Here is a 13,659-nt window from a genome sequence, read left to right on the forward strand (position 1 = left end):
ATTCCGGCGCGTTTCAGAAGAAATCTGGCCCCGCCTGTGACAGCAGCTTGGCCGCCATCGCACGGCCCATCTCTGCCCCATCTTCGATCACGCCGTCCATATCATCGGTATAGACCTCGGTGCCATCGGTGCGCAAAATCTCTCCACGCAGGCGAATTGATCCGCCATCAAGGTCTGCCAGGCCACCAATGGGTGTCTCGCATGATCCATCCAGATGCGCCAAAAAGCTACGTTCTGCGGCCAAGCGCTGACCAGTAGGGCCATGGTGTATCGCTTCAAGCATTTCGGCGGCGCGACTGTCGTTACCACGGCGCTCAATCCCAATGGCACCCTGCGCCACGGCTGGCAGCATGTCTTCTGGCGCGAGGGCCGTGCGCGGTACGTCCTGCATATCCAGACGATTGAGGCTTACCATCGCCAGAAACGTCGCCTCTGCCACGCCATCCGACAGCTTCTTCAGGCGGGTCTGCACATTGCCCCGAAACTCGACAATGTTCAGGTCGGGCCGTTTCGCCAGCAGTTGTGACCGACGGCGCAAGGATGATGTGCCAACAGTGGCACCCTCGGCCAGATCATCCAGCCCCTTCGCAGTCAAAGACACAAAAGCGTCGCGCACATCTTCACGCGGCAGATAGGTGTCCAGCAACAATCCACCGGGCTGCTCAACCGGCATGTCTTTCATCGAATGCACCGCGATATCGATAGAGCCATCCAACAGCGCCTCTTCAATCTCGCGGGTGAACAGACCCTTGCCGCCAATCTCTTTCAATGGGCGGTCTTGAATGGCGTCCCCCGTTACCTTGATCACACAAATCGCAAAGGCGTCTTCGGGCAGATCAAACGCCGCCATCAGCCGCGACCGGGTTTCGTGCGCTTGGGCCAGCGCCAAGGGCGAACCACGGGTTCCAATGTTGAAGGGTGAGGCGGCGGTCGGCAAATTTCGTGTCATGTTGGGATTGTTAGACGTGTCAAGCTAGCCTGACAACTGCCTTGACATCATCTTCTGCAATTGGGACCACGGAGGCGACAAAAAAGGACACCTCATGGCGCAGCAAAAGACCATCCTTCGGGCCCTCGCGGGCGAAACTCTTGCCACCCCCCGATTTGGATGATGCGGCAGGCCGGGCGCTATCTGCCAGAGTACAAAGCCACGCGGGCGCAGGCCGGTGACTTCCTTTCGCTATGCTATAATTCAGAACTGGCGGCCGAAGTCACACTACAACCCATCCGCCGCTATGGCTTTGATGCAGCAATCCTTTTTGCCGATATCTTGCTGCTTCCACAAGCGCTGGGTGCTGATCTGTGGTTTGTAACCGGCGAGGGTCCGCGCCTGTCTACAATCACCTCCCCCGATGAGCTGGCAAAGCTGAAACCGACCGAAGCCATACACGAGACGCTGAACCCGGTTTATGAAACCGTGAAAATCCTATCGCGCGAGCTTCCGGACGAGACAACACTAATCGGATCTGCAGGGGCACCCTGGACTGTGGCCACCTATATGATCGCGGGCCAGGGCACGCCTGATCAGGGGCTTAGCCCATGCCCTAAAGGCCGAAAACCGCGTCGTTTTTGATGGCATTATTGACCGCTTGACAGAAGGCACAATCGCCTATCTGTCCAAGCAAATCGCGACCGGTGCCGAATGCGTCAAGCTTTTCGATAGCTGGGCAGGCTCGCTGCAGGGCGAAGATTTCGTGAACTACTCAATCAAGCCGATGCAGCAGATCACGGCTGCGTTGAAAGAAAAGCACCCGGGCATTCCGGTCATTGCGTTCCCGCGCGGTGCAGGCACAAACTATGCAGGTGTGCATGCCGCAACCGGCGCCGATTGCGTGGCTGTGGATGATGGCGTTGATGCCGCTTGGGTCGCAGAGCATGTGCAAAAGGATGGCTGCGTGCAGGGCAATCTGAAGTCATCGCATATGGTCACGGGTGGCGATGCACTGGTGTCCGAGACACGACGCATTTGCGATGCTCTTTCTGGTGGGCCGCATATCTTCAATCTGGGGCATGGGATCACACCGGATGCGGACCCCGAAAATGTGCAGTTGATGATCGACACCGTGCGCAAGTCCTGACCCCACATTTGCCGCAATAGAGCGTTAGGATAAGCTGTACAGATAAGGAATATGGCTTGAAAATACCGCTCACATTGCGATTGGCCTACCATGGTTTCCGTGCTGTCGTGCGTGCGGGCCTGCTTTTCCTATTGGCGTGGATTTTCCTGATCCCGGCCTCAGCAGATGAGGTGACCGCCCTTGGTGCCAGACAGGGCACAACATATCCCGCTGGCTTGCGCGCAATGCGGTCAGCACAGGTGATCGTGGCCGTCGCCCCGCCGCGTGCCTACGAGCTGGTCGCTATTGGGTTGCCACAAGACATCTCGCCTTTAATGATACGCATCGCGATAACACAGATGGCCGCTGGCTACGTCCTTCCTGCATCCACCCGCGTTGATGCCAGATCCGCCCCTCAAGTGACCGGGACATTGAAGGTCCGCGCTTTATCAAAGTCGACTAGATCAGACCCATTTTGCCAATGGCGGCAGGCTCATCAACACAGCATTGGCATCGTGCCCGGTCGCCAGCCCGAACTTCGTCCCGCGGTCATACACGAGGTTATACTCGGCATAGAGACCACGATGGATCAATTGCGTGTCTTTATCGGCATCTGTCCAAGCTGTATCCCGGCGCTTTTCAACAAGCGGAACATAGGCGGGCAGAAATGCTTTGCCGATATCTTGGGTCAGCGTGAAATCAGCCGCCCAATCGCCAGTGCAGTAGTCATCCATAAAGATACCGCCAACACCGCGCGCCCGATTGCGGTGGGGAATGTAGAAATACTCGTCCGCCCAGTCTTTCAGCTTTGGGTAATGCGCTTCGCCATGTGGGTCGAGATGGGCTTTCTGGGTCGCATGAAAATGTGCCGTGTCCTCTTCATACTCAATGCAGGGGTTCAAATCTGAGCCACCGCCAAACCACCACGCATGAGGCGTCCAGAACATGCGCGTGTTCATATGAACCGCCGGGGCATGCGGGTTTTGCATGTGCGCCACCAATGAAATCCCCGACGCCCAAAAGCGCGGATCATCCGCCATGCCCGGCACACCGCGCGCGGCCATCGCCTTTTGCGCCGACGCACCCAATTGGCCATAAACGGTCGAGACATTCACGCCGACCTTTTCAAAGACCCGGCCGCCACGCATCACGGACATCAAACCGCCGCCCGCGTCTGATCCATCATCGGATGTCCGCTTGGTCTCGGTGACTTCAAACCGCCCCGCCGCGCCTTCACCTTGATAGCTGTCTTCCAACCCCTCAAATGCTGCGACAATCTCGTCGCGCAACGTGCGGAACCATGATGATGCTTTACTTTTTTCCGCCTCAAACCCGTCTGACATTCCTGGTCTGTGTCCCCTGATATTGAATAACATACTGCCCTTGCCTTTATACACCATAGACATCGTGCAACGATGATCCAGTTCAAAACCGGAGAGAGCCATGCGCCCTGCTTTAATCGTCCTTCCTCTTGTTCTTGTCGCGGCCTGCGCAACGCCGCGCGAGCAATGCATCAGCAATGTCACCCGCGATACAAAGGTACTGAGCAACCTGATCAACGAGGTCCGGGGCAATCTGGCGCGCGGCTATGCGCTGGACCGGCAACAACAAGTGCGCACGATCCCTAAGACGTGCCGGGGCGAAGATGCGGATGGAAATACTTTCCGGTTCCGCTGCGATGAAACCCGGACCGATACAATCGTCACACCCGTGGCCATTGATCTAAATGCTGAACGCGCAAAGCTGGCGTCGCTCGAAGAGCGGTTTGCACAATCCCAAGCAGCCTCAAATCAAGCGGTCGCACAGTGCATTGCGGTGCACCCTGAGTGATCAGTGGGCCGCAACGGCAGCCGGATCAAGCAAGGTACGCCCGCCATCAACCGTGATGATCTGACCGGTGACAAAGGCCGAGGCATCTGATGCCAGATACTGTACCGCATCTGACACCTCGCCGGGGTTGGCGATGCGCTGCAACGGGGTATTGTTGACGATGGCTTCGCGCAGGTCGTCTTGGTCCTTCAATGATCCCTTCAAACTCGCGCTCATCACGCTGCCAAAGGCCACGGCGTTCACCCGAATACCATGCGGGGCAAGCGCGACGGCCAATGATCGGGTCATCTGATCAGAGGCCGCAGAACTGACCGAATAGGCCAGCAAATCAGGATGGGTCCGGCGGGCTGCGATGGAACTGAGGTTAACGATGGATCCAATCGGCTCACCCGTCGCACCATCGGCCTGCTTGATCATGCGACGCGCCACAGCCTGGCTGACCCGCAAGGCCGTCATAGCGTTTTGCTGCAACAGCTCTTCAACCGAGTTGTCATCGGGATCAAGCGGGTCAGTCGCCATCACCTGGCGTGAGGCGTTGACCAGAATATCCACCCGTTCAAACGCATCAATGGTCGCAGACAGCAAATTCGCAATCGTCAGTTTCTTGCGCAGATCACCCGCAAAAACGCGGATGTTCTCTTCCTTGTCCGCCTCTTCACCGATCTCATGGCACAGGGCCTTTTCGTCCATATCCGCGAAAACCACATTCGCGCCCATCTTCACAAAGTGGCGCCCAACCGCCAGGCCAACGCCATTGGCGGCACCGGTCACAATCGCAGTCTTTCCGGAAATCGAAAACGACATCAGAATTCTCCCTTGGTCCGCTCAGCGGAGCGGCCGGTTGGCATGGAACACTTTGAATGCACCATTGCTGGCGATCATGTCCACATTGCGGAAACATTCAGTCAGTGTTGCCTCATAAGGCAAATGGCGGTTCGCGACCATCCAAAGCTTACCATGTGGGGCCAACAGGCGGGCTGCAGCCTGAATGAAGGCCCGGCCCAGACCAGGATCAGAAGCACGGCTGGTATGAAACGGCGGGTTCATGACAATACCGTCGTAAGCCTCCCCCTCAAACCGGGTGGCATCGGCCCAATGGCATACCGCACGCGCGTCACTGACATTGCGCTTGGCGCATTCAACCGACAAGGCCTCTGCTTCAATCATGTCCAACGCCTTCACGCCATCCCGTGCGAGGATGGGGCCTGCAAGATAGCCCCAGCCAGCACCCAAGTCGGCCATACGCGCTGGCAGTTTGCCGGGCAGTGACTCGGCCAACAAAGCTGACCCCGCATCAACCGCGCCGTCAGAGAATACACCTGCTGTCGTAAAATAGCCGTGCGGACCTTTTTCTGACGCAGGGGCGGCCCATTCCGCAAAAGCATCGGTGGCCGCAAACCAGAATATCCGCCCGTGGCCCTTTGTCACCGACGCCAGATCGCCCAACGCTTTTCGACATGCCTTGAACAGGCTATCAACACCATCTGTTTTTTGCCCGTCGATGATGATGAAGTCTGCTTTGGCGCATGCCTCGGCGACCATCGCACGTGCCAATGCTTTGGCACGTGGAACAACGACGATCGCCACAGCAACCTCTGGCAAAGCTTGATTGACCGCATACCCACCCGATTGCCAAGCCGCCACATCAGGAAAGAACCCATGTACGATCTGCGTTTGCCCGCGCGGCAAAGCCGACACATCATAGGTCGCAGGCGGCCGCATCACCGCAATGTTGCCGGATGGCAACGCAATCAAGCCGTCTGAAAGAGCGGTGCTAAGGCGGGATTGGGACATCTTTAGGCGAACAGCGGCGGCGCGCTATTCCTTCTCCATCGTGCATTGTAATGGATGTTGATGGCGCTGCGCAAAATCCATCACTTGGGCGACTTTCGTCTCAGCGATCTCGTGGCTGAAGACGCCTACGACAGCAACGCCCTTCTTATGGACGGTCAGCATCAGCTCAAAGGCTTGCGCATGGGACAGGCCAAAGAAGCGCTCCAACACATGCACCACGAATTCCATCGGCGTGAAATCATCGTTCAGGATCAAAACCTTATACATCGGCGGGCGTTTTGTTTTTGGCTTGGTCTCAAGCGCGACGCCGACGTCACCGTCGCCATCGCCTTCTTTCTCAGCCATCATGTAAAACTCTGCCAGCATTCGGTACGCCTTGTTGGGTTGGCGTTATATATAAGGCACAGGTGCCACATGAAAACCCCATCAAATCACAATCGGAAAATGAGTACGAAGGGGGTGCAAATCAATCATCTAGCGCACCCGTTAAGCCAGCTCACTAGATATTGACAAAGCGCACGATAAACGCGCCGAAAGTCTTTGAATTTAGGGTATTTTCCGAGAACATGACTTGTGCTAGCGTCACATCATAAGAATAAGGCCACCGGAAAAATTCGGGGTCACTGAGGCAGAAAAAGAGGCAAGCGACGTGACTAGTCGTACGGGACAGTGGGCCCTCCACGGGCTATTTCTTTGTGTATTTTTGGTATCTTTGCTTGTCGCGCCAATGCGGTCGACCGCTGCACCCTATGCGGCGATGGTGATGGATGCGCGCACCGGCGAGGTCTTGCATTCACGCAATGCTGACACGCAGTTGCACCCTGCATCGCTGACCAAAATGATGACACTCTATGTGGCGTTCCAGGCCATCGAGCGTGGTGAGATCACGCTTGATACGCCCGTGCGTATCAGCCGTCTTGCCGCGTCAGAGCCGCCCTCAAAGCTGGGGCTACGCTCTGGCCAGACCATCCGCCTGCGTTTTCTGCTGCGTGCCGCCGCCGTCAAATCGGCCAATGACGCGGCGACTGCCATCGGCGAAGCGATTTCTGGCTCAGAAGAGGCATTTGCCACACGCATGAACCGCACCGCGCGCGCCATGGGCATGCGTAACACCAATTTCCGCAATGCACATGGTCTCACACAATCCGGACACCTGTCCACAGCGCGGGATATGTCCGTACTCGGGCGCCATGTGATCTATGATTTCCCGCAATACTACAATCTCTTCTCCCGTCGTTCTGCTGATGCAGGCATCGCCACCGTGCGTCACACGAACCGCCGCTGGCTGGACAGCTATGCAGGTGGTGACGGCATCAAAACAGGGTATACTCGCGCTGCCGGATTCAACCTCGTCGCCTCTGCCCAGCGTGGGCAGGAACGTGTGATCGCCACCGTCTTTGGCGGCTCATCCACATCTGCCCGCAATGCACGGATCACTGAGCTGATGGATATGGGCTTTAATCGCGCGCCATCGCGCGCCACCATCCGCCGACCAAACCCGCCCGCGGCCATGTTGACAAGTTCGAACAGCCGTGGTCAGGTCAACCCTGGCAAGATCGTCCGGGTCAGCGGCCTGATCAACCGCAGCATACGGCCATCGGCGCGGCCGACGGCTGCGCCAGTTCAAGAAGAGGTGCTTGTTGCAAACGCCGACACCGATGCGATCAACGCAGCAATTGCGGACTCGGTCAATGCAGCGCTCGCCGAAGCTTTGGGCGTCGCAGACCCTGCACCGACACAGGTTGCGACAGCGATCCCACCAACCGTGACACCTGCGCCCCGCCCTGCCACCGAAACATTGGTCGCAGCACTAGCCCCGCAAACGACCGTCGCTGACACCGGACCCGAGGTCGTGACCCGCATTTCAACCTCCGGCGGGCGACACTGGGGCGTGAACGTCGGACGCTACAACACACGTTACGATGCCGAACGCGTCTTGCTGCGCGTCGCACTGAACGAGATGAGCACACTAGACGGTGCCTTGCGCCGTGTCGTGCAGCGCTCTGGCGGGTTTGATGCAAACTTCATGGGCCTGTCCCGTGAAGGCGCAGATCTTGCCTGCCGCAGACTACAGGCACGCGGCACCACCTGCTTCATGATCGGTTCAGACAGCTAAGATAGGGTCGACGCCTTAGGCAACCTTACCTTCAAAGGCAGCCGCCATCAGGGCGCGCGTGTAGTCCGTCTCGGGTGCATCAAAAATGGTGTCGGCGTCGCAAGCTTCAACCACATCACCCTGCTTCATCACCATCACCTTGTGGGACAATGCCCGCACAACCTTGAGATCGTGGCTGATGAACAAATAGGCCAGCCGGTTTTTCTGCTGCAACTCGCGTAGTAACTGCACGATTTGAACCTGTACGGTCATATCAAGAGCCGAGGTCGGTTCATCTAGGATCAGCAACTTGGGCCGCAGGATCATCGCCCGCGCAATCGCGATCCGCTGGCGTTGCCCACCTGAGAACTCATGCGGGTAGCGGTCCATAAGGGATGGATCAAGACCAACCTCTCCCATGATCTCGGCCACCATATCGCGCCGGTCGCGACCCGGCGCGACCCCGTGTACGCCCAGCCCCTCAGCGACGATCTCGGCCACCGTCATACGCGGACTGAGCGAGCCGTAGGGGTCTTGAAACACAATCTGCATATCACTGCGCAAAGGGCGCATCTGGCGCTGGTTCAGGTGGTGAATATCCGCCCCTTGAAAGGCGATCCGCCCCTCGGACCGGATCAGGCGCATGACAGCAAGCGCAAGTGTGGTTTTGCCGGACCCGCTTTCGCCCACAATACCAAGTGTTTCGCCAGCCCGCACCGTTATGGTTGCTTGATTGACCGCTTTGATGTGGCCCACCGTCCGTTTCAGCAAGCCGCGTTGGATCGGGAACCAAATCCGCGCGGCGTCTGTCTCTAACACAACAGGCGCATCGGGCTGCACAGGTAGCGGCACACCGCTTGATTCCGCGGCCAACAGCATCTGTGTGTAAGGATGCTGCGGGTTCTCAAACAACTCAGCGGTCGGGCCAGTTTCGACGATCAGCCCATCTTTCATGACGCAAACCCGATCCGCAATTTTGCGCACGATTGTCAAGTCATGCGTGATGAACAGCATCGACATACCTTCATCGCGTTTCAGGTCGGCCAGCAGATCCAGAATCTGCGCCTGAATGGTGACATCCAACGCTGTTGTTGGCTCATCCGCGATCAGCAACTCCGGCCCATTCGCCAGCGCCATCGCGATCATGACGCGCTGTCGCTGACCGCCAGATAGCTGATGCGGGTAAGATCCAAGGCGGCTCTCGGCATCGCGAATGCCAACACGTTCCAACAGCTCTACAATGCGTACTCGTACGGCGGCACCGCGCAAGCCCTGATGTAGTTCAATACTCTCTGCCAGCTGTTTTTCAATCGTGTGCAGCGGGTTCAGCGAGGTCATCGGCTCTTGAAAGATGAAGCTGATGTCATTGCCGCGTACACGGCGCAGGGATGGTTCGTCCGCACCAACCATTTCTGCGCCATCATATCTGATAGATCCGGCCATCACCGCGCTATCGCCCAATAACTGCACGGTCGATAGGGCCGTTACTGACTTACCTGACCCGCTTTCACCCACGATGGCGACGGTTTCACCTTTATGCACTTGGAAAGATACACCCTTAACCGCATGGGTCGTATCACCGTCCTGCCTGAACGCCACGCGTAGGTTTTGCACATCAAGGACAGCTTTTTTCATCTGGCGTCGGTTCCTGTCGCCTGCGCCTCTGGGGCGGTTTCAAACACGGACTCATCGGTGATGACATTGCCATCAGCGACAAAGGTTTTGCGCGGGTCAAAGGCGTCGCGCACCCCTTCAAAAATAAAGACCAAGAGCGACAGCATAATCGCGAAGGTAAAGAACGCTGTGAAACCCAACCATGGGGCCTGGAGGTTTTGTTTCGCCTGCAACGTCATCTCGCCCAGCGACGGCGCGGACGATGGCAAACCAAAGCCAAGGAAGTCAAGCGACGCCAGACCACCAATCGCGCCGGTCACAAGGAACGGTAGCATCGTCAATGTCGCCACCATCGCGTTGGGCAACATATGCCGAAACATGATGGTTCGATCGCGCACGCCTAGCGCTTTGGCCGCGCGGACGTACTCCAGATTGCGCGCGCGCAGGAACTCGGCCCGAACCACCCCAACAAGGGCGGGCCAGCCAAACAGCACTGTCAGGAATACAAGGAGCCAGTAACTTCGCCCCAATATCGCAAAGACAATGATGATGACGTAAAGCGACGGCATCCCGGTCCAGATTTCAATGAAACGCTGGAAGATCAGATCGGTCCAACCACCAAAATAGCCCTGCACAGCACCAGCCATGATCCCGATGATCGAAGCAGCGATGGTCACCGTCAGCGCAAAGGTCACCGATAATCGAAAGCCATAGATGACGCGTGCGGTCACGTCTCGTTTGGTATCATCCGTGCCTAACCAGTTCTCGGCACTTGGGGGCGCGGGGGCCACGCCCGAGACATCGACAATTGTGTTGTATGAATAGGGAATGATGGGCCAAAGCATCCAGCCCGCCTGAAAATTACCATCCAGCGTTTGGCCATCGGCCACGGCTGCAATCAACTCTTCCGGGTTGTCAAAGCACTCTTCCAAACCGCCCGTGACGATCAGACAATCCACTTCAGGCTCACCATAGCCCGCCTCGGTCGGGAAATCACCGCCAAAGTCGCGCTCGGAATAAAAGCTGAAGATCGGCATCTTGATCTCGCCGCGATAGCTGACTGCGATGGGTTTATCGTTGGCGATAAACTCAGCAAAGATCGACAGGCCAAAGAGGACACTGAAGATGACCAGCGACCAGTATGCACGTCCGTTGCGGCGAAAATTGCGCAGGCGGCGCTGGTTCAGCGGGGACAGGAAAGGACGCTTGGCCATCAGTTTCGCGCCTCAAAATCAATGCGCGGGTCAATCAGCACATAGGTCAAATCCGTGATGATCCCCACAACGAGACCAATCAATGAAAACGCAAAGAGCGTGCCAAAAACCACCGGATAGTCGCGCGCCACTGCCGCCTCAAACCCCAGCTTACCAAGACCATCCAGCGAGAACAGAGTCTCGATGATGAGCGAGCCACCAAAAAACACGCCAATGAACAGCGCAGGAAAGCCCGAAATCACAATCAGCATCCCGTTGCGGAACACATGGCCATAAAGCACGCGTCTTTCAGACAGGCCTTTCGCACGCGCTGTCATCACATATTGCTTCTTGATCTCATCAAGAAAGCTGTTCTTGGTCAGCAATGTCAGCGTTGCAAAAGCCGAGATGGTCGAGGCCAGCACAGGCAACGTGATGTGCCAGAAATAATCAAGCACCTTCCCTATCAGTGACAAGTCTTCAAAATTAGCCGACGTCAGACCACGCAGCGGGAAAATACGGAAGTACGATCCGCCAGCGAAAAGCACAATCAACAAGATCGCAAAAAGAAAGCCTGGGATCGCATAGCCGACGATGATCGCCCCCGATGTCCATGTATCAAAGGGCGTGCCATCTTTGACGGCCTTCTTGATGCCCAGCGGGATCGAAATCAGATAGGCAATCAAGGTCGACCACAGCCCCAGCGTAATCGACACCGGCATCTTTTCCATCACCAGATCAAACACGCTGATCGAACGGAAATAGCTCTCGCCAAAGTCGAACCGCATGTAGTTCCACATCATGTTCAGAAAGCGTTCCAAAGGCGGCTTGTCAAAACCGAACTCGCGTTCAAGGTCTGCGATGAAATCCGCAGGCAAACCACGCCCGCCTATGTAGTCACTGTCGCCGCTCTCAACCAACTCACTGCCGCCGCCAGAGATGCCTTCGAACACATCACCACCGCCCTCAAGCTCGGCGAGAATCTGTTCGATAGGGCCGCCAGGAACGAACTGGGTCAGCGCAAAGTTGATGATCATGATCCCCAAAAGGGTGGGGATCACCAGCAGCAAACGCCTAAGAATGTAAGCTCCCACGTCAGTGCCCTATTGGAACGCACCGGCGGCGCGGAGCGCCTCGGCTGCTTCGGCGTCATACCACCAGTTGTCGAGCGGCGACAAAGCCAGTGGCGGGATTTCTTTGAACCGGTACATGTCATAATAGGCGACCGTGTGAACACCCTTCTGCCATTGCGGGATCCAGAAACGTTCTGCGCGCAAGACACGATCAAGGGCGCGGGTACGGATAGTTAATTCTTCCAGCGATTCAGCAGCCGCTATCTCATCAATCAGCCGATCTGCGGCTGGCAATTTCAAACGCATTGGATTACGCGAGCTATCCTCTGCGGCTTCCGATCCGAAGAACTGTGCCAACTGCTGACCCGGCTCATACCCCTGCCCAAGAGAAGCATTCACGATATCGAAAGCCCCAGCGCGGCGGCGTTCGATGTATTGGGCCGTATCGACACGCTCCAATTCCGCCGCGATGCCAAGGCGCTTCAGGTTTTCAACGATGGGGTTGATAATCCGGTCAAATTGCGGCGAACGCTCAAGGAAGGTCACTTCCAACAATTCGCCATCCTTGCGGCGCATGCCATCATCTCCGGCAATCCAACCTGCTTCATCCAGCAAGGCAGAGGCGGCACGCAATTGTCGGCGGTCAAGTGGGCGTTCCGAGGTGGTAGAGGCCGGTGGGATTGTCGCTTCATCAGTAAGGATGGAAGCAGCCAGCAGGCCCTCATCGACCAACGGTTGCAATATAGCGATCTCTTCGGGGGAGGGCAGGCCAACCGCTTTCAGATCAGAATTGTCCCAGAACGACTCTGGGCGTTCGTAAAGCCCATAGAACAGCGACTCGTTCATCCATTCGAAGTTCACCATCAAGGTAATCGCCTGGCGCACCAAGGGGTCTTGGAACTTTTCTTGATTCAGGTTGAAGACAAATCCCTGACCCGAGCCGATCGACCCATCGGGCAGTTCTTCGACTTTGACCCACCCCCGATCACGCGCCGGAAAATCATAGCCCGTCGCCCACTGGATCGAGCTGTTTTCGCTGCGAAATGCATAGACACCAGATTTAAAGCCTTCAAAAGCCGCACCACTATCGGCAAAATACTCGATGCGGATTGTCTCAAAATTATTGCGGCCCTGATTGATTGGCACGTCGGCGCCCCACCAGTTTGGGTCATAGCGGTAAATAATCTGGCGTCCGATATCAACTTCGTCCAAGCGATAGGCGCCTGTCGCCATAAACGGTTCATCCGATGACTCATCAAGACGGGTACCGGTCTCTTCGAACCAGTCCTTCGAGAAAGCAGATGTGCCACCAACCCAAGTCACAACATCACGGCGCGGGGCACTTTCAGTGAAGTTGAAGCGGATACTGTAGGTGTCCAAGACCTCAACGGACTCGATGAACTGCGAATAGATATTGCGGTATTCCGTGATGCCTTGCTCAAGATATAATTCAAAAGTGAACTTGATATCCTTGGCCGTCATCGTGGAGCCATCCCAGAACTTCACATCATCGCGCAGGTTGAAGATGACCCAATCGCGGCTCTCTGGGTATTCCAGTGTCTCACAAAGGTAGCAGTATGCTCCATACGGGTCATCGGCCGTCGATGTCAGGATCGACTCATAGCCGATCGTAGAAAGGGCCGCTGGCACCCCTTTGCGCGTTGACAGGTTAAAACTATCGAAAGTCCCCTGCGCCCATTGGGAAAACTCTCCGCCCTTTGGCGCGTCGGGATTGACGTAGTCAAGCACAGCATTCGGCCCATACTTCAAGTCACCAAAGTTGGTATAGCCGTGGCTTTCTATGATCACTTCGTGACCATCCGCAAATACCTCCGATGCCAACCACAATGCACCAACGCCAACAATCGAGCCCAGCAGCCATTGTTTGAGCAAGCTTGCTTTTGCGTCGCGCTTGGCTGCAATGGCTAGGGCATTCGGTCGATTTGGCATTCGGGGCTCCGGGTTGAACGTCATGTTATCCTGATTAATGAAGTAAATGGACA

11 protein-coding genes and 1 pseudogene are annotated in these 13,659 nt (G+C 56.6%); 3 read left to right on the forward strand and 9 right to left on the reverse strand.

The window, feature by feature from the left end; translation table 11 throughout:
* Positions 1–13: 13 nt before the first annotated feature.
* Positions 14–949, reverse strand: a complete 936-nt coding sequence (gene hemC, locus QTO30_RS09165; protein ID WP_340423857.1) for a hydroxymethylbilane synthase — start codon at positions 947–949, stop codon at positions 14–16.
* Positions 950–1,043: 94 nt separating this feature from the next.
* Between hemC and hemE the strand changes: the two are divergent.
* Positions 1,044–2,078, forward strand: a pseudogene (hemE, locus tag QTO30_RS09170) (uroporphyrinogen decarboxylase).
* A gap of 443 nt (positions 2,079–2,521) precedes the next feature.
* Here the strand turns inward: hemE and hemF are convergent.
* On the reverse strand, positions 2,522–3,400 hold the full coding sequence (hemF, locus tag QTO30_RS09175) for an oxygen-dependent coproporphyrinogen oxidase (RefSeq protein ID WP_340423859.1): 879 nt from the start codon (positions 3,398–3,400) through the stop codon (positions 2,522–2,524).
* 100 nt (positions 3,401–3,500) lie between these two features.
* On the opposite strand from hemF, the gene QTO30_RS09180 reads away from it, so the two are divergent.
* The gene (locus QTO30_RS09180; protein ID WP_340423861.1) at positions 3,501–3,887 is read left to right on the forward strand and encodes a hypothetical protein; all 387 of its coding nucleotides are present in this window, start codon (positions 3,501–3,503) and stop codon (positions 3,885–3,887) included.
* On the opposite strand, the gene QTO30_RS09185 is transcribed toward QTO30_RS09180, so the two are convergent.
* From QTO30_RS09185 to clpS, 3 genes are read right to left on the reverse strand one after another with little or no spacing between them, the layout of a single operon-like run.
* Positions 3,888–4,691, reverse strand: a complete 804-nt coding sequence (locus tag QTO30_RS09185; RefSeq protein ID WP_340423862.1) for an SDR family NAD(P)-dependent oxidoreductase — start codon at positions 4,689–4,691, stop codon at positions 3,888–3,890.
* 21 nt (positions 4,692–4,712) lie between these two features.
* Positions 4,713–5,681: a class I SAM-dependent methyltransferase gene (locus tag QTO30_RS09190; RefSeq protein WP_340423863.1), complete on the reverse strand. Its 969-nt coding sequence runs from the start codon at positions 5,679–5,681 to the stop codon at positions 4,713–4,715.
* 24 nt (positions 5,682–5,705) lie between these two features.
* A complete protein-coding gene (gene clpS / locus QTO30_RS09195) occupies positions 5,706–6,047 on the reverse strand; it encodes an ATP-dependent Clp protease adapter ClpS (protein ID WP_340423864.1) in 342 nt (113 codons plus the stop codon).
* Between the two features lie 361 nt (positions 6,048–6,408).
* Here clpS and QTO30_RS09200 point away from each other — a divergent pair, with 361 nt between their 5' ends.
* Positions 6,409–7,797 carry a serine hydrolase gene (locus QTO30_RS09200; protein ID WP_340423865.1) on the forward strand — a complete coding sequence of 463 codons (1,389 nt, stop codon included), beginning with the start codon at positions 6,409–6,411 and terminating at the stop codon, positions 7,795–7,797.
* A gap of 15 nt (positions 7,798–7,812) precedes the next feature.
* On the opposite strand, the gene QTO30_RS09205 is transcribed toward QTO30_RS09200, so the two are convergent.
* From QTO30_RS09205 to QTO30_RS09220, 4 genes are read right to left on the reverse strand one after another with little or no spacing between them, the layout of a single operon-like run.
* Positions 7,813–9,411 carry an ABC transporter ATP-binding protein gene (locus tag QTO30_RS09205; protein ID WP_340423867.1) on the reverse strand — a complete coding sequence of 533 codons (1,599 nt, stop codon included), beginning with the start codon at positions 9,409–9,411 and terminating at the stop codon, positions 7,813–7,815.
* Positions 9,408–10,604 carry an ABC transporter permease gene (locus QTO30_RS09210; protein ID WP_340423868.1) on the reverse strand — a complete coding sequence of 399 codons (1,197 nt, stop codon included), beginning with the start codon at positions 10,602–10,604 and terminating at the stop codon, positions 9,408–9,410. Before QTO30_RS09210 ends, QTO30_RS09205 begins: the two co-directional genes overlap by 4 nt.
* A complete protein-coding gene (locus QTO30_RS09215) occupies positions 10,604–11,677 on the reverse strand; it encodes a microcin C ABC transporter permease YejB (RefSeq protein ID WP_340423869.1) in 1,074 nt (357 codons plus the stop codon). Before QTO30_RS09215 ends, QTO30_RS09210 begins: the two co-directional genes overlap by 1 nt.
* Before the next feature lie 9 nt (positions 11,678–11,686).
* Positions 11,687–13,606, reverse strand: a complete 1,920-nt coding sequence (locus tag QTO30_RS09220) for an extracellular solute-binding protein (protein ID WP_340423870.1) — start codon at positions 13,604–13,606, stop codon at positions 11,687–11,689.
* Positions 13,607–13,659: the final 53 nt, after the last annotated feature.

The organism is Yoonia sp. GPGPB17 (assembly GCF_037892195.1).
Classification (GTDB): domain Bacteria; phylum Pseudomonadota; class Alphaproteobacteria; order Rhodobacterales; family Rhodobacteraceae; genus Yoonia.